A 23,379-nucleotide genomic window follows, 5' to 3' on the forward strand; every position below is an offset into this window, starting at 1 on the left:
CCGCGAGCGCAATCCGGACGAAGAATTTCACCCGTGGCGCGGACACCGTCCGAGCTGCGCCAGGAACAGCTTGCAAGACCGGCAGGCCGGCCAAGGCAATTGAGAGAGGGTACGTCATGCTGATTTCCCAGATCCTCGACGAGGCGGAGACCATCCGCGTCGTCGCCCGCAACGGCGGCAAGACCAGAATCATCAACGGCGCCCGCAGCGTCTATTCGCTGGCGATGGAGGCCGCGCGCACCGGCACCGGGCTTGTCGCCCTCATCGAGCGCAAGGGTTTTGGCGAAGCGGTCGACCTCGATGCCGCCTACAAGAAGGGGCGGCTGTTGTCGCCGATCAACCATCCCGACCCGGCGCATCTCCACCTCACCGGCACCGGGCTGACACATCTCGGCTCCGCCGCGACCCGCGATTCCATGCACAAGAAGCTCAGCAGCGACGGCGAGGAGCAGCTCACCGATTCCATGAAGATGTTCCGCATGGGGCTGGAGGGCGGCAAGCCGGCCAAGGGCCAGACCGGCGTGCAGCCGGAATGGTTCTACAAGGGCAACGGCACCATGGCAGTGGCGCCCGGTGCGGCACTTCTGTCGCCCGCCTTCGCCGAGGACGCCGGCGAGGAGCCGGAAGTCGCCGGCATCTATGTCATCGGCGACGACGGCGTCCCGTTCCGCGTCGGCTTCACGCTGTCAAACGAGTTTTCCGATCACGTCACCGAGCGTGTGAACTATCTTTTCCTCGCGCATTCCAAGCTGCGCAACGCTTCGTTCGGGCCGGAGATCCTGATCGGCGAGCTGCCGTCCGACGTCAGGGGTTCCTCCCGCATCCTCCGCGACGGCCAGCTGCTGTGGGAAAAACCGTTCCTGTCGGGCGAGGCGAACATGTCGCACACCATCGCCAATCTCGAACATCACCACTTCAAGTATTCGGCCTTCCGCCAGCCGGGCGACGTGCATGTGCACATGTTCGGCACCGCGACACTGTCCTTCGCCGACGGCGTCAGGACCGAGGCCGGCGACGTCTTCGAGATCGAGGCCAAGGATTTCGGCCTGCCGCTGCGCAACCCGCTTGAAATCGAGCAGCCGGTGAAGGTGGCGGTGAAGGCGCTTTAGGCGCCAACCTTCTCCTTCTCCCCTTGTGGGAGAAGGTGGATCGGCGCGCAGTGCCGAGACGGATGAGACACATCGCCCGGCGCCGGGCGCCATCGTAGATGAAAGGTGCGCGGGCCGCTTTCTCTGGTATATCGGTTTTAAAATCGAGCCCTGGCCCAAGTCGCTATCCGATTGAAATGAAACAGAGTTTGAAGTTACTTTCATGGCAGGGGTGCTGGAAGGAATGAGACGTTGGTGTCCCCGGAACACCCTCATCCGACCGAGCTTCGCTCGGCCACCTTCTCCCACAAGGGGAGAAGGAAGAACGCGCAGCTTCGACCTCTCAATAAATATCGAAGTCGAAATATTTGGCCTGGATCTTCTTGTAGGTGCCGTCTGCGACGATCGCGTCGATCGCGGCGTTGAGCTTTTCGCGCAGCGCATTGTCTTCCTGGCGCACGGCGATACCGGCTTCGGTCTCCGTGCCCTTGACGTCGCCGACCATCTTGCAGCAGTCGTCGCTCGACTTCTTCATCCAGTCCATCAGCACGAATTTGTCTGAAAGGACGGCATCGAGACGGCCGTTCATCAGGTCGGCGACCGCCTCCTCCTGGGTTGGATAGAGCTTCGCCTCGGCGCCGGCCTTGCCATAGACATCCTGGGCATAGTCGGCCTGGGTGGTCGAAGCCTGGGCGCCGACCGTCTTGCCGGCGAGTGCCGCCGGTTCGGTCGAGGCAATATCGCTGTCCTTCAAGGCCACCAGCGAAAGCGGCGTCGTATAGTATTTATTGGTGAAGGAGACCTGCTTCTTGCGCTCCTCGGTAATGCTCATGGACGCGATGATGGCGTCGAATTTTTTGGCCTGGAGCGCCGGGATCATGCCGTCCCAGTCCTGCGTGACAAGTTCGCATTCGACCTTCATCTGAGCGCAAAGCGCATTGGTGATGTCGATGTCGAAGCCGACGAGCTTGCCATCCGCGGTGATGGTGTTGAACGGCGGATAGGCGCCTTCAGTGGCGATCTTCAACTTTTCCTGTGCTTGCGCCGACAGCGACCCGACTGACATCGCCAGCATGACGGCTGTTGCTGCCGATGCGATCCATCTTGAAATCTGCATTTTTTGTTCCCCTTGTTCCAACCGTATTGACGGCTAAGACAGCCAAGCACGACCCGTAAGGTCAGGCAAGCATGGTCTGATCATAGCGGGCGATCAGCGCGCGGCGCGAAAATGCTTGGACAGTTTCAGGCCCTGCGCCTGATAGTTCGAGCCGAGATCTGTGCCGTAGAGCGCCTGCGGCCGCTTCAGCATGTGCTCGTAGACCAGCCGTCCGACGATCTGGCCGTGGTCGAGGATGAACGGCACTTCGTGGCTGCGCACTTCGAGCACGGCCCGGCTGCCGGTGCCGCCCGAGGCCGAATGGCCGAAACCCGGATCGAAGAAACCGGCATAGTGGACGCGGAATTCGCCGACCAGCGGATCGAAGGGCGTCATCTCGGCGGCATAGAGCGGCGGCACATGCACCGCTTCCTGGCTGACGAGGATATAAAATTCGTCCGGATCGAGCACCAGTTCGCCGGCGCCGCTCTTGTAGAGCGGGTCCCAGAAATCGACGACATCCTGCGCGGCGCGCTTGTCGACATCGACCAGGCCGGTGTGGTGCTTGCCGCGGTAGCCGACCAGCCCGTCCTTGTCGCCATCGAGGTCGATCGACAGTGCGATGCCGCCGCCGGAAATGTTCGGCGGCTCGGTGGCGACGAGCGTCTCGGCACGGTGCAATTCGTGCAGCTCGCTTTCCGACAAAAGCGCATTGCCGGTGCGGAACCGTATCTGCGACAGCCGCGAGCCGGCGCGGACGATGATCGGAAAGGTGCGCGGGCTGACTTCGAGATAGAGCGGGCCGTTGTAGCCGGCAGCGATCTTGTCGAACTCGTGGCCGCGATCGGTCATCACCCGGGTGAAGATGTCGAGCCGCCCGGTCGAGCTTTTTGGGTTGGCCGAGGCGGAAATGTTTGCCGGAAGCGCCAGGCTCTCGAGCAGCGGCACGATATAGACGCAGCCCGTCTCCAGCACCGCACCATCGGTGAGATTGATTTCGTGCAGCTTCAGGCGGTCGAGTTTTTCAGCAACCCTGTGGTTGGGGCCGGGCAGGAAGGAGGCGCGCACCCGCCAGGCCTTGTCGCCAAGCCTGAGGTCCAGGCTGGCCGGCTGGACCTGGTCGGCGTCGAGCGCGCGCGGCGACTTCAGCGCGCCCGACTGGTACAGCGCGGAAATATCCTGATCCGGAAGAATGCCTGTCTGCCGCAAAGCTGGCTCCGCTCGAAGGCCGGGCGTGGTCTCGTCTTGTCGCAGGTTCTTGCCGTGGAACCCGCTGGTACAAACCTCTTAATCATGCCGGCAATTGACGCAAGCGCGGTGCAGGTCTAAAGGATCGTTATCCCGTGGTGATTTGGCCGGTCGGCTTGCAGCCACGTTAAACAAGTCGCTAAAGGACCGTCGGGCCGAAAGGCCGTACGACCGGTTGCGACTTTCGCGGCCGGTTTTTTTGTGTTTGGACCATTTTTTGTGTTTGGAACAAGGTGATGACGAGCAAAACGCGCAACTGGAAGCCTCAGACCGCCCTCGTGCATGCAGGAACGCTGCGTTCCGGCTTCGGCGAAACCTCCGAGGCGATGTATCTCACGCAAGGCTATGTCTACGACACGGCGCAGGCGGCGGAAGCCCGCTTCAAGGGCGAGGAACCGGGCTTCATCTATTCGCGCTATGCCAATCCGACGGTCGACATGTTCGAGAAGCGCATGTGTGCGCTGGAAGGTGCCGAAGATGCCCGCGCCACCGCATCCGGCATGGCGGCGGTGACGGCGGCGTTGCTGTGCAGTGCCCGGGCCGGCGACCACATCGTGGCGGCGCGCGCGCTGTTCGGCTCCTGTCGCTGGGTGGTCGAGACGCTGGCGCCGAAATACGGCATCGAGGCGACGCTGGTCGACGGCACCGACATCGCCAATTGGGAAAAGGCGGTCAGGCCCAACACCAAGTTGTTCTTCCTTGAAAGCCCGACCAATCCAACGCTGGAGGTCGTCGACATCGCAGCTGTGGCCTCGCTTGCCGATTCGATCGGCGCGCGGCTGATCGTCGACAACGTTTTTGCCACGCCCTTGCAGCAGAAGCCGTTGCAACTCGGCGCCCATATCGTCGTGTATTCGGCGACCAAGCACATCGACGGTCAGGGGCGCTGCCTCGGCGGCATCATCCTGTCGGACAAGAAGTGGATCGACGAGAATTTGCACGACTACTTCCGCCACACCGGTCCCAGCCTCTCGCCCTTCAATGCCTGGACGCTGCTGAAGGGCTTGGAGACGCTGCCGCTGCGCGTGCGCCAGCAGACGGAAAGTGCCGGCCGGATCGCGGACTTCCTCGCCGAGCGATCGGAAATTGTCCGCGTCATCTATCCCGGCCGCGCCGATCACCCGCAGGCGGCGATCGTCAAGAAGCAGATGTCGGGCGGCTCGACGCTGATCTGCCTCGACGTCAAGGGAGGCAAGCAGGCGGCCTTCGCCTTCCAGAACGCGCTCGATGTCGTGCTGATCTCCAACAATCTCGGTGACGCCAAGAGCCTGATCACCCATCCGGCGACGACGACACACAAGAATCTGAGCGACGAGGCGCGGGCCGAACTTGGCATCGGGCCAGGCACGCTCAGGCTGTCCGTCGGACTGGAGGACACTGACGACCTGCTCGAAGACATCGAGCAGGCCTTGAAAGCCGCCAGGTAGGGATACGCGCCGAACTGCTGCGCTCTGATCTGCAAAGCAGGCGGGGTCAGGCGCCCGACGGCGTCTCTTCCAATTCCGCAACGGCGCTGGTTTGGATGGTCATCGTGTTGCCGCGCCAGTCGACGGCACCGCTGAGCCAGCCGCGCACCCAGATGGCGGGAAGCATCACGTCCCGCGCAACCATCGCCGGCATCATGCGCAGCGACAGGTGCCAGCCCTTGGCCGAGGCGAGAGCGCATTCCGGCAGATAGGCGACTATCAGCACGGCGATGGCGGTAGCCGGCAGGCTGAAACCGGCGCCTGCTGCCGCAACCAGCGCAAGCACCAGCGGCGGCGCCGCTCCGATCAGGATCTCGGGCGCGAAAAACAGTGGGAAGGTGACGCGACGGAGGCGTGCCCAGCGGGCCTGGCGCGACCAGATTTCGCCAAATGTGCGCAAGCCGAGCGGCTGTTCGAAGGGCGCGGCAACGAGATTGACGCGCAGTCCGAGCCCGTTGACCAGCTTGGTCGCGGCGGCATCCTCGGCAATCTCGGCGGCAAGCGCACGGATGCCGCCATTGGCGTCGAGCAATGGCTTGTTCCACAGCATGCTCTTGCCCTGGGCGAAACCGAGGCCGAGCGCCTCGCCGGTATATTGCCAGCGCGCCTGCAGCGTGTTGAGGAAAGCGCATTCGACCTCCGCCCAGAACCCGTCCGGCCGCGAGGCGATCGGCGTCGAGCAGACGAGGCCGGTGTCCTGCCGCCATGCCGTCATCAGATGCTGGACATAGTCCCTCGGCATCAGGACGTTGGAATCGGCAAGGATGACCCAGTGGTGGCGCGCGGCCTCCCAGGCCTTCACGCAATTGTTGAGTTTCGGATTGCCGCTGATGCGGTCGTCGCCGACCAGCAGCCGGGCCGGCACGGCCGGAAAGCGGGCTATCGCATCGGTGATCGGCCCGACCACCGGGTCGTCGGCATGGGCGACGCAGAAAATGAGCTCATAGTGCGGCCAATCGAGCGAGAAGGCGCGCTCGAGCGTCTCCTCGGTAAACGGCTCGACGCCGCGCGACGGCACGACGATCGACACCGGCGGCGCCTCGACGGCTGGCGGCGTGATCCTGCCAGGCCGCTTCAGCTTCAACGAAGCGAGCAGGATGCTGGCGAGATTGACAACAAGCAGAGCTATGGAAAGCAAGGCGGCTGTGACTGTCAATTCCATCAATATCTGGTCGCTCCAGAAAAAACCGGCCGCATGAAGCCGTTTTCAACAGTTCGACAGAATGCTGAGTCGCCCGGCCCTGCACACCATCCCCGGCCCTGCACACCATCATTGTCACGTGTCACTTAAATGACATTGTTGTTCGGCACCTGCGCTTAACAAATTCGGGCAACGATGGCAGACACCGAGGGGACGCACCCCGTTGACCGAACTGCGGAGAGGGTCGAATGTTCCGTCTGCATAGTGTGGAGTGATTTATGTACAGCGCCGTCACGCGCGACATCGAAGTGCAGGTCAGGCCGTTCTATCTGGAAGATCGCTCCGACCCGCCGGAGAACCGCTATGTCTGGGGCTACCAGGTGACCATCGACAACCAGTCGGATGAATTCGTGCAGCTTCTGTCGCGCTATTGGCAGATCACCGACGGCACCGGCCGGGTCGAAGAGGTGCGCGGCGCCGGCGTTGTCGGCGACCAGCCTGAACTCAATCCCGGCGATAGTTATCAGTATACGTCTGGCTGCCCACTCTCGACGCCATCCGGCATCATGGTCGGCCACTACACGATGCGCAATAAGCGGGGTGAGACGTTCGACGTCGCCATCCCCGCCTTTTCGCTCGACCTGCCGGGCACGCGGCGGACGGTGAACTGAGGCTCACTTGGGCTTCTCGCCCCAGGGCGAGGGGCGAGAAACCAAGCTCTGCGAAGGCACCGAGGCAGCACTGACGCCGGCTATTGAGCCGCAGCAAATTCCGCCGGGTCGAAGTCATATTGCTTCGAGCAGAATTCGCAGGCGACGTGAATGCCGCCATCCTCGGTGCTGTCCCTGATCTCGTCGGCGGAGAAGCCTCCAAGAATGCCGCGGATCTTCTCCCTGGAGCATGAGCACTGGTCGGCTACCGGCACGCCGCCGAAGACGCGCACGCCGTGCTCGTGGAACAGCCGGTAAAGCAACCGCTCGGCGCCGATCGTCGGGTCGATCAGTTCCGTCGGCTCGATGGTGCCAAGCAACGCCAGCAGTTCCTGCCAGGAATTGTCGGCCGGATCATGGATCTCCTCGCGCGGATCGCCGTCGCCACCCGGAAGGTCGGGCACGCGCATGCGCTCCGCCGATTGCGGCAGGAACTGTGCCAGGATGCCACCGGCGCGCCATTGCTCGCGGGCACCGCCGATGCCGGGCGTCAACAGCTTGGCCACCGAAAGCCTGAGATCGGTCGGGATCTGCTCCGACTGCCGGAAATAGGTGCGGGCGGCCTCCTCCAGCGTCTCGCCGTCGAGTTGGACGATGCCCTGATAGCGCTGCGTGTGGGCGCCCTGGTCGATAGTCAGCGCCAGCACACCGCTGCCGAGCAGCGTCCGCTGCGAGGTCTCGCCGGCAGAAATCAGTGCCTCCAGCCGGTCGGCGTCGAAGCGGGCATAGGCGCGCAGCGCATGCGGCGTGGAAAAATCCGCCACCAGCATGTCGACCGGCCCGTCGGTGCGGGTCTGCAGGATAAACTTGCCTTCGAACTTGAGCGAGGTGCCGAGCAGCACCGTCAGCACGCAGGCTTCCGCCAGCAGGCGGGCGACCGGCTCGGGATAGTCATGACGGCTGAGGATCGCGTCGAGCATCGGCCCGAGCTGGACGGTGCGGCCGCGCACGTCGAGCGGGCCGACCTCGAAGGGCACGACATGATCGTCGCCGGCGTAGCCGAATTCGCCGAGTTTGGGTTGATGTTCAGCCAATTGACGGGTTTCCAACATGACAAAGCTCCGGGGCGCGGCGATGCCGCCCTCCGGGGCGCATGCGTCGAAACGCGCTCGATTTGCGTGATGCGCCTGAGATAGGCATCACGCACTCCCGGATCAAGGCGGCCGGGATCAAGGCGGCCCGGATCACGGTGACCAGGATCACAGCAGCCCGGATCAAGCGCCGAGGCACCAGGCCAAAACCGCCTTCTGGGCGTGGAGCCGGTTCTCGGCCTCGTCGAACACCACCGAATGCGGGCCGTCGATGACTTCGTCGGTGACCTCCTCGCCGCGATGCGCCGGCAGGCAGTGCATGAACAACGCGTCGGGCTTTGCCTTCGCCATCAGTGCCGCATTGACCTGATAGGGTGAGAAGACATTGTGGCCGCGAGCACGGTGCTCCTGGCCCATCGACACCCAGCAATCGGTAACGACACAGTCGGCCTCGTGGACGGCCTCCTCGGGCGAGCGGGTGAAGTTCAACTTGCCGCCATGCGCCCTCGACCAGTCGACATGCTTCTGCGCCGGCTCGCTGCCTTCCGGCACGGCCACGTTGAGGTTGAAGCGGAACCGCGCCGAGGCCTCCAGCAGCGAATGCAGCACGTTGTTGCCGTCGCCGGTCCAGGCGATGGTCTTGCCGGCGACCGGGCCGCGATGCTCCTCGAAGGTCATGATGTCGGCCATCAGCTGGCAGGGATGGGTGTCGTCGGTCAACCCGTTGATGACGGGGACGGTCGCGTTCTCGGTCAGCTCCAGCAGCCGGTCATGCGACGTGGTGCGGATCATGATCGCATCGACATAGCGCGACAGCACCTTGGCCGTGTCGGCGATGGTTTCGGAGCGGCCGAGCTGCATCTCGGCGCCGGTCAGCATGATGGTCTCGCCGCCGAGCTGGCGCATGCCGACGTCGAAGGACACGCGCGTGCGCGTCGACGGCTTGTCGAAGATCATCGCCAGCACCTTGCCTTCAAGCGGTTTTGTCCACTCGCCAGCCTTGAGCCTTGCCTTTCGCACGACGGCATCGTCCAGCATAAGGCGCAGATCGCCCTCGGAAACGGCGGAAAGATCGGTGAAATGGCGAAGGCTCATGTGGGTCTTCCGACTGTTATTTCGCCGCAGCCGCGGCGATGGCGTCCGACAGGCCCCGGGCGCCGGCGCGGATGCGGTCGAGCGCCGCATGGATCTCGGCGTCGGTGACGGTGAGCGGCGGCAGCAGGCGAAGAACGTTGTCGCCGGCCGGAACCGCCAGCAGATGCTGGTCGCGCAACGCCATGTTCACCTTGGTGTTGGGCGCGGCGCATTTCAGGCCAAGCATCAGGCCGCTGCCTCTGATGTCTTCAATGACATCGGGAAATTCGTCGGCGACACCCGCCAGCCCCTGCTTCAGCAGCAACGCCTTGCGCTGCACATCCTCCAGAAAACCGTCTGCCAGTACGACGTCGAGCACGGCGTTGCCGACCGCCATCGCCAGCGGATTGCCGCCGAAAGTCGTGCCGTGCACGCCGGCGGTCATGCCGACAGCGGCCTCGTCGGTGGCGAGGCAGGCGCCCACCGGGAAGCCGCCGCCGATGCCCTTGGCGACCGCCATGATGTCGGGCGTGACGCCAGCCCATTCATGCGCGAACAGTTTTCCGGTGCGGCCGATGCCGCACTGGACCTCGTCGAAGATCAGCAACAGATCATGCTGTTCGCAGAGCTGCCTCAGCCGCTTCAGCGACTGCGTCGGCACCGGGCGGATACCGCCCTCGCCCTGCACCGGCTCGATCAGGATCGCGGCGGTCTCTGATGTGATCGCCTTTTCGGCGGCGTCGATGTCGTCGAAGCCGACCTGGTCGAAACCTTCGACCTTGGGGCCGAAACCTTCCAGGTATTTATACTGGCCGCCGGCGGCGATGGTCGCCAGCGTGCGGCCATGAAAGGCGCCTTCGAAGGTGATAATGCGAAAGCGCTCGGGATGGCCCTTGACGAAATGGTAGCGCCGCGCCGTCTTGATGGCGCATTCCAGCGCCTCGGCGCCGGAATTGGTGAAGAACACCTTGTCGGCGAAGGTGGCGTCGGCCAGCCGCTCGCCCAGACGGCTCTGCCCCGGAATCTCGTACAGGTTGGAGACATGCCAGAGCTTGGCCGCCTGTTCGGTGAGTGCCGAGACCAGATGCGGATGGCTGTGGCCCAGCGAATTCACGGCAACGCCGCCGCCAAAATCGAGATACCGCTCGCCCTTGTCGGTGACCAGCCAAGTGCCTTCCCCATGGTCGAAGGCCAGGGGAGCGCGGGTAAAGGTCTCGAAAAGCGCCGAACCGCTCATTATATGCGTCTCCGGAACCGGAAAATCAAAAAGCCGCCAAAGCGGCGGCCTGTGCGGCTTATCGTGTTTTTCGGCCATGAAGTCAACGAAAACGTCGCGCAAGGACGCGCGGCAAGCTTTCCAGCGAGACGCCGGCTCATCAGCGACCGGGCAAGTTGGGGAAAACCGAAAAAACCGATTCGTGTTGGCCCTCGGACTCTTGTCACCGAGTCAGCGCATAAGGTACTTATAGGTCGAGAAATAACTAGATTTCGTGCGGCGGACCTAATCACCCGATATATGTGGTGTCTGCCCGGCGGAAGCCGGATCGTGGAAGGATTCCGATCGCCGCACATTTTAGCAGGAGCGCGGTCTCATGAATTGGACTGACGAGCGGGTCGAACTTCTTAGAAAATTGTGGTCGGAGGGGCTGAGCGCCAGCCAGATCGCCGCCCAGCTTGGGGGTGTCAGCCGCAATGCCGTCATCGGCAAGGTGCATCGGCTGAAACTGTCGGGCCGCGGACGCGCGACTGCCACGCCGGCACGCCAGAAGAAGAGCGTGCAGGGATCGACCGTGCAGAAATCGGTGTCGCGGGCCGCGAGCACTGCGCGGCATATCACCACGTCGATCGGCGCGACCGCGCTGCAGGCGCAATTCGACGCCGTACCGGTGACGCGTCATTATGTCCGTCCGGTCGAGAACGTAGTCGTGCCGATCTCGCGGCATCTGCAGCTCGTCGAATTGACGGAGCGGACATGCAAATGGCCGAATGGCGATCCGCTTTCGGAGGAGTTCCATTTCTGCGGCAACGACGCGGCCGAAACCGGACCCTATTGCAAGTATCACGCCCGTGTTGCGTTTCAGCCCGCTTCGGAGCGGCGGCGCAGTAGGTAGGGGAGTAAGGGGAGTAAGGCAGTATATATGGGGTGAACTGCAAAAGACTGCGCTCGTGAGGCGCCATCTTTCCTTACTGCCCTACTGCCCTACTGCCCTACTGCCCTACTGCCCTACTGCCCTACTGCCCTACTGCCCTACTCTTCACAGCCAGCCGCTCTTGCGGAAGCGCCAGTAGAGAACCGAGCAGACCAAAATAATCGCTCCCAGAACGACCGGGTAGCCATATTCCATCCTAAGTTCCGGCATGTCGTTGAAGTTCATGCCGTAGATACCTGCGAGCGCCGTCGGCACCGCCAGGATTGCAGCCCATGAGGCGAGCTTCTTGGTGATCGCCGTTTCCTGGCTCTGGCCAACCAGGAGGCTCGCCTCGAAGGCAAATGCGAGCACCTCCCGCAAGCTGTCGATCTTCTCCTGGACGGTGCGGATGTGGTCGGTGACGTCGCGGAACAGCGGGTGCATGGCCGCATGGATCTGCGGCAGGTCGGCGCTGGTCAACCGGCGGCAGACTTCCACCAGCGGCAGCGCGGCGTTGCGCAGGCGCAAGAGATCGCGGCGCAGCATATAGAGCCGCTCTATGTCGGAGCCGGTCATCGGCTTCAGCAGAACCCTGTCCTCGATCGCCTCGACCTCGTCCTCGATCTGCTCGAGCACCGGCATGTAGTTGTCCACGATGAAATCGAGAATGGCATAGAGGACGAAATCCTCGCCTTTGGCTAGCGAATGCGGGCAGCTTTCCCAATGCTGGCGAACGGCGGCATAAGAAGTCGACGGACCGTGCCTGACGCTGACGATGTAGCCGGCGCCGACGAACAGATGCGTCTCGCCGAAGGTGACGCGCCTGTCGATCAGTTGAGCCGTGCGGGCAACGATGAACAACGCATCGCCATATTGCTCGATCTTCGGCCGCTGATGCGGATGCTCGGCGTCCTCGATCGCCAGATCGTGCAGGTGGAATTGCGCCTGGACACGAAGCAACAGGTCGCGGTCCGGCTCCAGCAGGCCGATCCAGACGACATGACCAGGCTTCTTGGCCCATTCGCCGGCTTCCTCGATCGGAATGTCGGCGACACGCCGGCCGGCGGTATAGACGCTGGAAGCGACGATGGCCGATGTCGGCGGGGCCGGCGTCAGGTTCCGAACGGTTTCCATCGCTACCTCCTGGAGGCATGGCCTCGGGTCAGGATCAGGAACGTTCGGTAAAGCTTAGCCTAAATCAGCAAGGGGTTCGAGAGGCAGCCGTTCACTTCGCCGGTAGCGTTGCGGGAAGCACAATCTTGTCTGTCTTGTCACCTTTCGGCCGCTCGGCCGGCATCTGGTCGCCGGTGACGATGTAGTAGATCGTCTCGGCGATATTGGTGGCGTGGTCGCCGATCCGCTCGATGTTCTTGGCGCAGAACAGCAGGTGCGTGCAGGGCGTGATGTTGCGCGGGTCTTCCATCATGTAGGTCAGCAACTCGCGAAACAGCGAGGTGTACACGGCGTCGATCTGATCGTCGCGGTCACGCACGAAGCCGATCTTTTCCACCGAGCGCGACGCATAGACGTCGAGCACTTCCTTGAGCTGCGTCAACGCCAGGTCGGCTAAGGCCTCGATGCCGCGGAACAGGCTGGTCGGCTGGCGCCCTTCTATGACGGCAACCACGCGCTTGGCGACATTCTTGCCGAGGTCGCCGACCCGCTCGAGATCCGCCGAGATGCGAATCGCGCCGACGATCTCGCGCAAATCCGTCGCCATCGGCTGGCGCTTGGCAATGATGATGATCGCCTTGTCGTCGATCTCGCGCTGCCCCTGGTCCAGAACGGCATCGTCGCGGATGACCTTCTGGGCAAGGCCAGGGTCGGCGTTGACCAGAGCGGCAATCGCCTGTTCGACCATGCGTTCGGCATGCCCGCCCATCGCGGCAATGCGCTTCGACAGATATTTCAGCTCCTCGTCATAGGCGCTGACGATGTGCACGGACTGCATGGAGATGCCTTCCCGGGTCTTCTGGTCCGAGTCGTTCCTCGAATCCCCGCTGATACGCTAGCCGGATGACAGAAAAAAGAAAGCGTTAGAGCGACGTGCGTCCACTAGGCCACAGAATAGGCTCTAAAGTCCTGTATCCACGCATCCGGCGGTCCTAAAGTCTTCCGGTACTCGGGCCGGCCCGTTCTTAGATAGTGAGGTGTCAGTGCGCCGGCAAATGCACCGTGAAAGCTGCGCCGTTGCCGACCTCCGACTTGATCGACAGTCTGGCGTTGTGGCGCGTCAGGATATGCTTGACGATGGACAGGCCAAGGCCGGTGCCCTTCTGGGTCCGGCTGTTTTCGACATCGACGCGGTAGAAACGTTCGGTGATGCGCGGGATGTGCTCCTCGGGAATGCCGGGGCCGAAGTCCCGGATGGTGACGTCGATGCCCGGTTCGGGACCGTCATCGCTGTGGGCAATCGTCACCACGACACGTCCACCCGACTGTCCGTATTTGCAGGCGTTTTCCAGCAGATTTTCGAAAACCTGGAAAAGTTCATCGCGATCCCCCGGCACATTGAGTGGTCCTTTCGCGAAATCCCGCTCGATGGCAACGCCGTTTTCCCGGGCAAGCGGACCCAGCGAATCGATGACGCTGTCGAGGGTCTGGCGGAGATCGACCTCGGTTCCCGGCTTCAGATAGGGTTTCATCTCCAGCCGCGACAGCGACAGCAGGTCGTCGATCAGGCGCGCCATGCGGCCGGTCTGGTTGTGCATGATCTGCAGGAACTGCTCGCGCGCCGCCGGGTCGTTGCGGGCCGGGCCGCGCAGCGTCTCGATGAAACCGGAAATCGAGGCGAGCGGAGTTCGCAGCTCATGGCTGGCATTGGCGATGAAGTCGGCCCGCATCCGGTCGATGCGGCGCGCCTCGCTCTGGTCCTTGAAGACCAGCACATAGAGGTCGGTGCCGTGGCCGACCGAAGATGCACTCACGCGATAGGCCCGTTCGACCGGCAGCTTTTCGGTATATTCGACGACGTCCGAAGCGGCGGCGCCCGACAGGATACTGTCCAGCAAGGCCTGCATCTCGGGCGCGCGGAATTTTAGCGACAGCGACATGCCCGGTGCGATGCCGCCGAAGGCGGCGAAGGCGGCGGCGTTGGCATGGACAATTGTCGCGGTGCGATCGAAGATGATCAGCGGATCGGCAACGGCGGCCGCCAGATATTCTCCCGACAGCTGTTGTAGCCCGCCTGCCTCGATCGCCGCGGCATCCTCCGCGGACTGGCGCGCTACGCCGGCAGGCAGCATCGCGGCGGCGAGCAGCAGCACAGCACATGCCAGCAGCACAACATGGAAGGACATGTCTGCGAAACCATAGACCGTCAAGATCGCGACGATGCCGGTCGCTAGCAGCCAGCGGCTGTTCCACAACCGGGTGGCGACGGCTTGCGCCGTGGTTCGCTGTTCTGCGCCGCCCATATCAGCCATTGTCAGCTACTGTCAGCCATTCGCGCGCACTGTGCCTCCGTCCCACCCCGACCGGCAGGTTGGAAACTTCCCGCTGACCGGCGCTATCACTAAATCTGCTGCATCGTTCCTTTCGAAAATCGATTCCGATTTTCGGGCCGATGCAGTAAGGCTCCCAATAGCATGAGTCCGGAAGCTGGAAAGGTTCGTCTCGATGAAAAACCCCAAGGAAGATGCTGCCGCGCCTGTTCCAGGTCCGCAAAAGATCCGGATCAACGGCAAGGAGTTCGAGTTCGACATCGAGGATCCCAAGCTTCCGGACTGGATCGAGGACAACAAGCTGACCGCCGGCGGCTACCCCTACGACAAGAAAATAAAAAGCGACGAGTATGACGAGACGCTCGAGCGGCTGCAGATCGAGTTGGTCAAGGCACAGGCATGGCTGCAATCGACGGGCAAGCGGGTGATGTCGCTGTTCGAAGGACGCGATGCTGCCGGCAAGGGCGGCACAATCTTCGCGCTGCGCCAGTACATGAACCCCAGGACAGCGCGCAACGTGGCGCTGACCAAGCCTAGCCCAACCGAAATCGGGCAATGGTATTTCCAGCGCTATGTCGCGCACTTTCCGACATCCGGCGAGTTCGTCACCTTCGACCGCTCCTGGTACAATCGCGCCGGCGTCGAGCCGGTTATGGGCTTCTGCACGCCGGAGCAGCATCAGAAATTCCTGGACGAGACGCCGTATTTTGAACGGATGATCTGCAACGAGGGCATCCATTTCTTTAAATTCTGGCTGAACATCGGTCGGGAAACACAGCTCGAGCGGTTTCACGATCGCCGCTGGAGTCCTTTGAAGAACTGGAAATTCTCGCCGATCGATATTGCCGGCATCGCCAAATGGGACGATTACACCAAGGCGCGCGATCTTATGTTCGAACGCACGCATAAGGAATTCGCGCCCTGGATCATCATACAGGCCAACGACAAGCGGCGCGCGCGACTTGCCATCATCCGGCGCATCCTGTTGTCGCTTCCCTATGACGGCCGCGATCTCGACGCCATCGGCAAGGAAGACAAGAAGATCATCGGGGAAGGGCCGTCGTTCCTGGGAAGACAGGCCTGAAGCGCTGCCGCGCGCCCCAAGGACGCGCGGCACGATTCCGGATATTCCTGTCATTCTGCCGAATGACGTCTCATGCCGCCAGCCGGGCAATCCGCTGCAGCCGCCGCAGTGTGGTATCGTCCTGCAAAGCCTGCTGAAACAGCGAAATCTCCTGGTCGATGCGATCGCAGAGTGCGCCTGTGTCGCCCTTGAGCAGGTCGCGCGTCTGCAGCAGTGCGGCGACCGGCTTCTTGGCGAGTTGCCTGGCTCTGCCAAGTGCGGCTTCCTCGACGTCGCCCACCACGATCTCCGTGACCAGGCCAAGCATCCTGGCGTCTGCGGCACTGAGCGTGTCGCCCAGGCAGAAGAAGCGGAAAGCGCCGGCATAACCGAGTTTTTGCGGCGCCAGGATGCTGGTCGCCGCGTCCGGCACGAGGCCGAAATCGACGAACGGCACCCGGAACGTGCTTTCGTCAGATGCGATCACCATGTCGCAGTGGAACAGGATGGTGCAGCCGACACCGACGGCGTCGCCGTCGACACAGGCAAGGACCGGTTTGGGGAACGTCGCCAAGGTGCGGAACATGTCGGTGACGGCAGCGATCAACCGTTGATGCTTGGTGGCGTCGAGGAACTCGGAGAAATCGCCGCCGAGGCAGAAGCAGCCGGCGAGGCCGCGCAGCACCACGACGCGCACATCATCGTCGATTGCAGCTTCGTGGAAGATCCTGGCCAGGCTTTCATAGGCTCGCCCGTCCAGCACCGGCCGGCCGTCATCCGACGACACCGTGACGATCAGCGAATGATTGCGGAACTCTGTTTGCGGGTGGATGTTCATGGCTGTCTCCAATTCTCACGAGGCCTGCCTCATTCCGAGCCTGTCGGGATATCCCCTGGCCAGAACCGGCGCGAAATGACTGCGACGCGACCGCACCACCTCAAGCGTGTGCTCGTTGAAGGTGAGCAGTGTGGCGACGACCTGCTGGTTGCCATAGGTGCGCTGGTAGCCAAGCGGTTTCGCCAGGAAGTGCAACTGCAGCGCCCGCAGGACCCACATCGGTTCGAACTCGATGATCACCTGGTTGACATTCCGCTTCAGCCCCCACTCGACGAAGCCGGCAATGAGCTCGGTGCCGACCGTCGAGACGCCGCGCTTGCCGTCACGAAAGCCCGGCGCGACCGCATAGCGGGTCAGTTCCCACACGTTCGGCCCGGATGGCGGCGTGCCTTCAAAGAGGTCCGCCAGCACCTCGGTCAGAAGATGCGCACGCGTTGTCGGCAACATCCGCTGATAACCGGCGAGCTCGCCATTGCGGATGACGAGTTGGTGCACCGCCTCGTCATGATCGAACTGATCGATCTCAAGGCCGTCGGGGCGCTGCAGATCGGTCCACCCCATCTCCTCGACGAAAATCTTGTAGCGTAAGCGATGAACAGCCTCCCAAAGGTCGGGACGTTCCATAAGTTCCTGTGTTGTAAGGGAAAAAAGCATCTGCCGTCTCCTAGGTTCAATAGGAAGATACGGCCGGGCTGTCCCGAGGAAATTACGCGATCACGTAGGCAAGAATTTCTAGGCCGGCACGGCCGAGCTAGCTAATATAGCCGCGCCTTATCGCTTCCGCGACCGCCTGCACCCGGTTGACGGCACCGAGTTTGCTTTTGGCGTTAAGAAGGTGTTTCTCTGATGTGTGTTCCGAAATGCCGAGAATCTGTGAAATCTCCCATTCGGACTTGCCGACGGCGGCCCATTGCATGCATTCGCGCTCACGCGGCGTCAGTTCGACGTGGTGGTCGAGGGTCTTGGCCGCCATCGTGTGGATCTGCATGGCGCGGCCAATCGCATAGGTCGCCACCAGCGACACCAGCCCAAAATCGGCGCCCGACAATTCGACGGCCTCGCCGCCCAGCGACACCATGACGATCTGGCCATCGAGCGTGATCAGCGGGAAGGCCAATCCGTCGCGCAGCTTGAATTCGCCGGCGTCGCCCATCACTTCGCCGCTGCTCTTGTCGATGCGGATGCTCTGGGACGCTTCCCGCCACTGGAACGGCGCCTGCAGCTGCTTCATGTGGCTGACAACGGGGTCATGGTCGACATAGTTGCGCGCCACATAGCGCTCCAGCCATTCTCCCGGCCACTCGCAAAGCAGCACATGGTCCTTTTGCTGGCCTCTTGGCGTGCCCGGTTGCGGAACCGTTCCGGCCATCAGCGCCGTCAGGCCGAACTCCGAGGTTATGCCAAGCAGTTTTTCGCAGACCGCGGCCGCCGTATCGGCGTGCTGCAGCTGATCTATGAATTCCAGTGTGCGATCGAAATGGCCCATTGCAACATCTACCCCATGTTGCCTTCCCGCGTTGAGATCAACGGCCCAGTGCTTGACCCGCACTTTGCCCTCGACCCCGGATTACAAACCTGCTCCCCTCAGTTTGCAGCGGCTTGCGGCTACCCTCCAGCCGACCGCCACACATGTTTGCAAGCTCGCCGAAGCATAGCCCTAAATCGGCGTGATGAAATCAAAAACCGTTGTGCCTGTGGCATTTTCGTACCAAAAGCCACATTGGACATGACAGGGCGGAGCTCGATGGTGGCAATTCGGTGGATGACCATCGTCTTGATGCTGGCAATGACGGGGGCAGCGTGGCTCACGGGAGCGCGTGCCGCGGAGCCGCAAGTGCCGGTGCTGTGGGATGCCAAGGAGCGGCTGCCGAAGCCTGACCTTTCCGCGCTGCCGCGTCTGAGATTCCTGACCACCACCGATTTCCCGCCGTTCAACTTCCTCGACGGGGCGGGCCGCTTGTCCGGCTTCCACGTCGATCTGGCGCGCGCGATCTGCGCCAAACTCGGCATCGCCGAAAAATGCCAGATCCAGGCGCTGCCTTGGGCCGAGCTCGAAGGGGCGCTGCAAAAGGGCGAAGGCGAAGCGATCATTGCCGGCATTGCCGCCACGCCGGAGTCGCGGTCGAAATATGCTTTCTCGCGTTCCTACCTGCAGTTTCCGGCGCGCTTCATCATGCCGAAGGCAAAGGCGCTCACGGAGCCTATCTTCGACAGACTGCGTGGCAAGCGCGTCGGCGTGGTCGCAGGCTCCGCGCATGAGCGGATGCTGCGCGATTATTTCGGCACCGTCCAGGTCGTTCCTTTCGCGCAGCTGGAAGCGCTCTACGACGGTCTCAAGGCCGGCAAGGTCGACGCCGGCTTCGGCGACGGCATGCGCTTCGCCTTCTGGCTGGGCAGTTCGAATGCCGCAGCCTGCTGCCGCTTTGCCGGCGGTCCCTATCTGGCGCCCGAATATCTGGGGTCGGGTATGGCCATCGCCACCAGGGCCAACGATCCAGCGCTGGCCGCAGCGTTCGACTACGCACTGCAGGAGATTTCGGTGAAGGGCATCTTCGCCGAATTCTATCTGCGCTATTTCCCGGTCAGCTTTTTCTGATCCGCGCGAACGGCGAACTTGACGAGTTGCCCCGCGCAGATGACGAGCCGATCCGCTTGGGCGATCCGAAGGTGCCGCATGAGTGCGGCCCCTTTCGGGCGTCCTGCCCGCCGCCATGTCACCGTATACGACACGCCGTCTCAGCTTGGCGGGAGCTTCACCGTCTCGATTGTCGAGACGCTTTCCAGACCAACCGCGCCGCACTCAGCAATGAACGAACAATGCCGCTCTTTCGAGCGGATCGATCCTGACAAAAATGGTGGTGCTCGCGCGCCACCATTCTTGCTATTCTTACGTAAATTACCTACTATAGGTACTTCAAAAGGAAGTACGACGATGAAGCAATTCACATTCTCGGACATGAATCGCGTGTCAGGCGAAATCCTCGAAACGGCATTGATCGAGCCGGTGGCCCTGACCAAGCGCGGCAAGGAAAAGCTCGTCATCCTGTCCGCTGCTCAGTACCATCAGCTCGTCGGCCAGCCGCATTCGGCCGCTTTTACGATCGAGGACGCACCGGATGAAGTCCACAATGAACTCATGACTGGACTGGATGCAATAATTTCCGGCGACACGCCCGATGCTTAAAGCCGGCGATCTGCTCCGATTTTATTACCTATGGGCGCGGGAAGCAGACGCCGGCGAGGAATCCGGACGCAAGGCGAGGCCGGTCTGTATCGTGGTTCGGACGCCCGCAACGCCAGCAGCCTTGTTTCTCTTTCCGCTGACTTCGCAAAAACCCGACCGGTCGCGCCCGCACCTCGCCATCAGCGAAATCGAATGCCGCCGCGGCGGCCTCGACTATCCGTCATGGCTGGTCCTGGACGAATATAACCGGGTGCAGGTCGATAAAGCCTATGATCTGACGACGACGAGGCCGATCGGCGCGTTCAGTCCGGCATTTGTCCGCAAGATTGCTGGCGTGATTAAAGAGACGGCGGCGCAGCGTCGATTGCGTGGCATCGTTCGCAAATAGCCGGACTGTCCGCCTCGCGGCGCACCAGTCGCGTATCGACGAGATTCAACGTCTGCTCGCTGGCTACCGCGCCTGACAACTCTGCGAACCGTCCATGAGAAGCTTGCCCCGCTTGCCTCCCTGCCGGAGACCCCAGTCGGGATAGTAGAGGAAGTCGCAACTTTACAGAAAGATGAAAATCGAGCTGGCGGCGCGTTCGAAAAGCGCCTGGCTATCTGGGATCGGGTATGGCCATCGCCACCAGGGCCAACGATCCAGCGCTGGCCGCAGCGTTCGACTAGGCACTGCAGCAGATTTCGGTGAAGGGCATCTTCGCCGAATTTTATCTGCGCTATTTCCCGGTCAGTTTTTTTCTGATCCGGCCCGGTCAGCTTTTTCTGATCCGGCCCGGTCAGTTTTTTCCGATCCGGCCCTGTCAGTTTCTTCTGAACCGTTGGGGTCTGGATCAAGTCAGCGTGCGCAGGCGAGCCTTGGCAGCTCGGGCGATGGCGGCGACGGTGAGCGTGTCGAGATCGAGCTGGCGACGGATAAGCTGCAGCACCCTCACCTCCTCCAGGCGCATTTCGAGGTCGACCGCCGCAACCTCGAAGGCTGCGGCATAGGCGGTGTCAAGCAGGCGCTCGGGCAGTGCTTCAGCGACGTGCGCCAAAACGCCTTCCAACCCGTCCTTTTCGTGCAGCAACTTCTGGCAGTCCTGGGCGACGCCGACCAGCCGGTTGTGGTCGAAGTCCTCGAACACCGGCCATGAGCGGACGACGTCGCCAATCCGCGCCAATTCGACATTGGTCATGTCACGATCGGACGCGGAAGTGATGACCATAAGATAGATCAGGGCTTCGTGCGGTGGCAATGGCATTTAACAACTCCTCAACGGGCTCCGAAGTTAGGAACGCGGCACCGACGTCGCAAGGAAAAAGCGCCGCGATCGTTGACGCCCACGGCAGGCACGCCTAGAGACCGGTTGAAAAAATCATCCGGCCCCTTCTTGCGACGATGCCGGCGAATAATTTGGAAAACAGTGACATGGCGGGGTCAAACATCATCGATCTCAATCCCGAGGTGCTTGCGGCAGCGGCCGAAAGCAAGGCGTGGCCGTTCGAGGAAGCCAGGAAGATCGTCGAGCGCTACAAAGGGGCTGACTTTCCCGAGACTGTCCTGTTTGAGACCGGCTACGGTCCGTCGGGGCTGCCGCACATCGGTACTTTCGGCGAGGTCGCACGCACCTCGATGGTCCGCCACGCCTTCCGCGTCCTCACCCGGGACACCGTCAAGACCAAGATCTTGTGCTTTTCCGACGACATGGACGGCATGCGCAAGATTCCGGACAGCGTCCCCGATCGCGCCGCACTCGAGCCGCACCTGCACAAGCCGCTCTCGTCCGTCCCCAATCCTTTCGGCGGCGACTATGCGAGCTTCGCAGACCACAACAACGCAATGCTTTGCCGCTTTCTGGACACGTTCGGCTTCGACTACGAGTTCGCCAGCGCGACGGAATACTACAAGGCTGGCCGTTTCGACGACGTTCTGCTGCGCGCCGCCGAACGTTTCGACAAGATCATGGACGTGATGCTGCCGACGCTCGGAGAGGAGCGTCAGGCGACCTACAGTCCGTTCTTGCCGATTTCCCCCAAAAGCGGCCGCGTGCTTTACGTCCCCATGAAGCATGTCGACGCCAAGGCCGGGACTATCACCTTCGACGATGATGGCACCGAAACCACGCTGCCCATAACCGGCGGCAGGGTGAAGCTGCAGTGGAAGCCGGATTTCGGCATGCGCTGGGCCGCGCTCGGCGTCGATTTCGAAATGTTCGGCAAAGACCACCAGACGAATGCGGTGATCTACGACCGTATCTGCAATATCCTGGGCGGGCGCGCTCCCGAGCATTTCGTCTATGAGCTGTTCCTGGACGAGAACGGCCAGAAGATTTCGAAGTCGAAGGGCAACGGACTGACCATCGACGAGTGGCTGACCTACGCGCCGACCGAAAGCCTCGAGCTCTATATGTACCAGCGGCCGCGGCAGGCCAAGAAGCTCTATTTCGACGTCATTCCGAAGGCGGTGGACGAGTATTACGCCTTTCTGTCCGCCTATCGCCGGCAGGAGTGGAAGGAGCGGCTGGGAAATCCCGTCTGGCACATGCATGACGGCAACCCGCCTGTCGTCGACCTGCCGGTATCGTTCGCGCTGCTGCTCAATCTGGTCAGCGCCTCGAACGCCCAGAACAAGGACGTGCTGTGGGGGTTCATTTTGCGCCACACGTCAGGCGTGACGCCGAAGACCCATCCCGAGCTCGACCGGCTGGCCGAGTATGCGATCCGCTATTTCGACGATTTCGTGAAGCCGGCCAAGGTGTACCGGGCCGCCGATGCGGTCGAGCGCGAGGCGCTGACGAAACTGTCCGAAGCGCTCGCCGCATTGCCGATAGATGCCGATGGCGAGGCGATCCAGAATGCCGCTCTCAACGTCGCGCGCAAGATCAAGCGCTATCAGGACCACTCGAAGCAGAGCCCGGAAGGCGGGCCGGGCGTCTCCGTCGCCTTCTTCCAGATGATCTACCAGATTTTGATCGGACAGGAGCGCGGCCCGCGCTTCGGTTCCTTCGCTGCGCTCTACGGAATAGCAGAAACCCGCGCGCTCATTCAGAAGGCGCTGGCTGGTCAGCTGGCGGCGTAGCCGCCGCCGAAGGATCGAGAATCGGCTGCGTCGGCTGCGCTGTGGCCGCAAAGGGGGCTGGTGCCGGAGGCAGGCCGGAGAGACTGGGCGCCGGCCCGAAAATGCCCTTCCTCGCCATACGGGCCTTCTCGCCGGCCTCGACGTAAGGGCCACCCTTGGCGGCGCGCGCCCAGCCGTTTTCGATCAACCACTGGCCGACATCCTGGTTGCCGACGCGGCATTCGGCGGTGATCAGGTCGCGGCCGCCCTCGGGTGGCACCGTGCAGACCACCGCCCGACCGCGCAGGAAGGCACGGAACGCCGTTCGCGCCCGGGTGCCACACGTCCACGACTTGCCGCCGTCGGTGCACGTTTCGTCCTGCCTGACGATGTCGACGCCGGAAATCGCGACGGAGTAGCCTTTGGCCTCGATCACACCGGCGGCCGATGCAACCGGCTGGAACAGTTTTGTCCCGTTCCAGTCGTCGGGCATTTTCGTTTTGGGCGGCTTGGGCGGTCCGGCCAGCGCCAACTCACTCAGCGGCGCGCGCGGCTCGACCCGCTCAAGCTCTTGCGGCTGAAGCTGCGGCGGCGCGACGACTTCGGGATCGATGGCCCTGGAACGCGCCTCTGGGCTCGCCGCCTTGGGTCGCGGATTTGCTGATGTAGCAGGCGCTTGGGATTGCGCCGCGATGCTGGCCTGCGCCCGAGCCGCGACGCGCCCATTTTCGTCCTGCAGCACGGCGCGGCCACCTGCGGCAATCGCAGCCCCCATTGCCAGGATCGTCAATACCGCGGCGGCGGCATGAAGCGGACTCACCGGCGGCC

General features: G+C 62.5%; 23 protein-coding genes, 1 pseudogene and 1 riboswitch. Of the genes and pseudogenes, 10 read left to right on the forward strand and 14 right to left on the reverse strand.

Annotation, left to right across the window (positions count from 1 at the left end; genetic code table 11):
- Positions 1-116: 116 nt before the first annotated feature.
- Positions 117-1,109: an AraD1 family protein gene (araD1, locus tag AC0L3H_RS06945; protein ID WP_023802192.1), complete on the forward strand. Its 993-nt coding sequence runs from the start codon at positions 117-119 to the stop codon at positions 1,107-1,109.
- Positions 1,110-1,431: 322 nt separating this feature from the next.
- On the opposite strand, the gene AC0L3H_RS06950 is transcribed toward araD1, so the two are convergent.
- Together AC0L3H_RS06950 and AC0L3H_RS06955 are read right to left on the reverse strand one after the other, a co-directional pair.
- Positions 1,432-2,205 carry an ABC transporter substrate-binding protein gene (locus AC0L3H_RS06950; protein ID WP_023802191.1) on the reverse strand — a complete coding sequence of 258 codons (774 nt, stop codon included), beginning with the start codon at positions 2,203-2,205 and terminating at the stop codon, positions 1,432-1,434.
- A gap of 93 nt (positions 2,206-2,298) precedes the next feature.
- Entirely contained in the window at positions 2,299-3,393 is a 1,095-nt protein-coding gene (locus tag AC0L3H_RS06955) for a 2'-deoxycytidine 5'-triphosphate deaminase (protein WP_473584958.1), read from the reverse strand.
- Between the two features lie 124 nt (positions 3,394-3,517).
- Positions 3,518-3,595, forward strand: a riboswitch (SAM riboswitch).
- 73 nt (positions 3,596-3,668) lie between these two features.
- Here AC0L3H_RS06955 and AC0L3H_RS06960 point away from each other — a divergent pair.
- Positions 3,669-4,859: an O-succinylhomoserine sulfhydrylase gene (locus tag AC0L3H_RS06960; protein WP_128177929.1), complete on the forward strand. Its 1,191-nt coding sequence runs from the start codon at positions 3,669-3,671 to the stop codon at positions 4,857-4,859.
- 46 nt (positions 4,860-4,905) lie between these two features.
- Here the strand turns inward: AC0L3H_RS06960 and AC0L3H_RS06965 are convergent, their stop codons facing one another.
- Positions 4,906-6,060, reverse strand: coding sequence for a ceramide glucosyltransferase (locus tag AC0L3H_RS06965; protein ID WP_473490673.1), 1,155 nt, complete (start codon positions 6,058-6,060; stop codon positions 4,906-4,908).
- Between the two features lie 257 nt (positions 6,061-6,317).
- Between AC0L3H_RS06965 and apaG the strand changes: the two genes are divergently transcribed.
- A complete protein-coding gene (apaG, locus tag AC0L3H_RS06970; RefSeq protein WP_473584959.1) occupies positions 6,318-6,710 on the forward strand; it encodes a Co2+/Mg2+ efflux protein ApaG in 393 nt (130 codons plus the stop codon).
- 80 nt (positions 6,711-6,790) lie between these two features.
- Here the strand turns inward: apaG and AC0L3H_RS06975 are convergent, their stop codons facing one another.
- The 3 genes from AC0L3H_RS06975 to AC0L3H_RS06985 all read right to left on the reverse strand — a co-directional run bounded on the left by AC0L3H_RS06975 (position 6,791) and on the right by AC0L3H_RS06985 (position 10,091).
- A complete protein-coding gene (locus tag AC0L3H_RS06975) occupies positions 6,791-7,801 on the reverse strand; it encodes an Hsp33 family molecular chaperone (RefSeq protein WP_167366584.1) in 1,011 nt (336 codons plus the stop codon).
- A gap of 162 nt (positions 7,802-7,963) precedes the next feature.
- A complete protein-coding gene (argF, locus tag AC0L3H_RS06980; RefSeq protein WP_473490477.1) occupies positions 7,964-8,875 on the reverse strand; it encodes an ornithine carbamoyltransferase in 912 nt (303 codons plus the stop codon).
- Positions 8,876-8,891: 16 nt separating this feature from the next.
- A complete protein-coding gene (locus AC0L3H_RS06985) occupies positions 8,892-10,091 on the reverse strand; it encodes an aspartate aminotransferase family protein (RefSeq protein ID WP_287345646.1) in 1,200 nt (399 codons plus the stop codon).
- Positions 10,092-10,446: 355 nt separating this feature from the next.
- On the opposite strand from AC0L3H_RS06985, the gene AC0L3H_RS06990 reads away from it, so the two are divergent.
- A complete protein-coding gene (locus AC0L3H_RS06990) occupies positions 10,447-10,965 on the forward strand; it encodes a GcrA family cell cycle regulator (RefSeq protein WP_027155176.1) in 519 nt (172 codons plus the stop codon).
- A gap of 144 nt (positions 10,966-11,109) precedes the next feature.
- Here AC0L3H_RS06990 and AC0L3H_RS06995 read toward each other — a convergent pair whose 3' ends face one another.
- From AC0L3H_RS06995 to AC0L3H_RS07005, 3 genes are all read right to left on the reverse strand, one after another.
- Positions 11,110-12,117: a magnesium and cobalt transport protein CorA gene (locus tag AC0L3H_RS06995; protein ID WP_023802182.1), complete on the reverse strand. Its 1,008-nt coding sequence runs from the start codon at positions 12,115-12,117 to the stop codon at positions 11,110-11,112.
- A gap of 91 nt (positions 12,118-12,208) precedes the next feature.
- Positions 12,209-12,934, reverse strand: coding sequence for a phosphate signaling complex protein PhoU (phoU, locus tag AC0L3H_RS07000; protein WP_023802181.1), 726 nt, complete (start codon positions 12,932-12,934; stop codon positions 12,209-12,211).
- A 202-nt stretch (positions 12,935-13,136) separates the two neighbouring features.
- Positions 13,137-14,408: a sensor histidine kinase gene (locus AC0L3H_RS07005; protein ID WP_473490478.1), complete on the reverse strand. Its 1,272-nt coding sequence runs from the start codon at positions 14,406-14,408 to the stop codon at positions 13,137-13,139.
- Between the two features lie 193 nt (positions 14,409-14,601).
- Between AC0L3H_RS07005 and ppk2 the strand changes: the two genes are divergently transcribed.
- Entirely contained in the window at positions 14,602-15,510 is a 909-nt protein-coding gene (gene ppk2 / locus AC0L3H_RS07010) for a polyphosphate kinase 2 (RefSeq protein ID WP_473584960.1), read from the forward strand.
- 70 nt (positions 15,511-15,580) lie between these two features.
- Here ppk2 and AC0L3H_RS07015 read toward each other — a convergent pair whose 3' ends face one another.
- From AC0L3H_RS07015 to AC0L3H_RS07025, 3 genes are all read right to left on the reverse strand, one after another.
- Entirely contained in the window at positions 15,581-16,327 is a 747-nt protein-coding gene (locus AC0L3H_RS07015) for an enoyl-CoA hydratase-related protein (RefSeq protein ID WP_084646899.1), read from the reverse strand.
- 15 nt (positions 16,328-16,342) lie between these two features.
- Positions 16,343-16,981, reverse strand: a complete 639-nt coding sequence (locus AC0L3H_RS07020; RefSeq protein WP_027155170.1) for an acyl-homoserine-lactone synthase — start codon at positions 16,979-16,981, stop codon at positions 16,343-16,345.
- 97 nt (positions 16,982-17,078) lie between these two features.
- Positions 17,079-17,813, reverse strand: a complete 735-nt coding sequence (locus AC0L3H_RS07025) for a helix-turn-helix transcriptional regulator (RefSeq protein ID WP_023802176.1) — start codon at positions 17,811-17,813, stop codon at positions 17,079-17,081.
- A gap of 276 nt (positions 17,814-18,089) precedes the next feature.
- On the opposite strand from AC0L3H_RS07025, the gene AC0L3H_RS07030 reads away from it, so the two are divergent.
- From AC0L3H_RS07030 to AC0L3H_RS07045, 4 genes and pseudogenes are all read left to right on the forward strand, one after another.
- On the forward strand, positions 18,090-18,923 hold the full coding sequence (locus tag AC0L3H_RS07030) for a transporter substrate-binding domain-containing protein (protein WP_473584961.1): 834 nt from the start codon (positions 18,090-18,092) through the stop codon (positions 18,921-18,923).
- Between the two features lie 78 nt (positions 18,924-19,001).
- Positions 19,002-19,511 carry a hypothetical protein gene (locus tag AC0L3H_RS07035; RefSeq protein WP_473584962.1) on the forward strand — a complete coding sequence of 170 codons (510 nt, stop codon included), beginning with the start codon at positions 19,002-19,004 and terminating at the stop codon, positions 19,509-19,511.
- Positions 19,504-19,899 (forward strand): hypothetical protein, encoded by a 396-nt coding sequence (locus tag AC0L3H_RS07040; protein ID WP_473584963.1) that lies wholly within the window; start codon positions 19,504-19,506, stop codon positions 19,897-19,899. Before AC0L3H_RS07035 ends, AC0L3H_RS07040 begins: the two co-directional genes overlap by 8 nt.
- Before the next feature lie 203 nt (positions 19,900-20,102).
- Positions 20,103-20,252: pseudogene (locus AC0L3H_RS07045) on the forward strand (transporter substrate-binding domain-containing protein); the annotation flags it as partial.
- Positions 20,253-20,344: 92 nt separating this feature from the next.
- Here the strand turns inward: AC0L3H_RS07045 and AC0L3H_RS07050 are convergent.
- Complete coding sequence (locus AC0L3H_RS07050) at positions 20,345-20,755, reverse strand: tellurite resistance TerB family protein (protein WP_091600334.1); 411 nt, start codon at positions 20,753-20,755, stop codon at positions 20,345-20,347.
- A gap of 167 nt (positions 20,756-20,922) precedes the next feature.
- On the opposite strand from AC0L3H_RS07050, the gene AC0L3H_RS07055 reads away from it, so the two are divergent.
- Positions 20,923-22,572 carry a lysine--tRNA ligase gene (locus tag AC0L3H_RS07055; protein WP_473584964.1) on the forward strand — a complete coding sequence of 550 codons (1,650 nt, stop codon included), beginning with the start codon at positions 20,923-20,925 and terminating at the stop codon, positions 22,570-22,572.
- On the opposite strand, the gene AC0L3H_RS07060 is transcribed toward AC0L3H_RS07055, so the two are convergent.
- Positions 22,535-23,371 (reverse strand): thermonuclease family protein, encoded by an 837-nt coding sequence (locus AC0L3H_RS07060; RefSeq protein ID WP_473490484.1) that lies wholly within the window; start codon positions 23,369-23,371, stop codon positions 22,535-22,537. The genes AC0L3H_RS07055 and AC0L3H_RS07060 overlap by 38 nt on opposite strands.
- Between the last annotated feature and the right edge of the window lie 8 nt (positions 23,372-23,379).

Source organism: Mesorhizobium sp. WSM4816, from assembly GCF_055811535.1.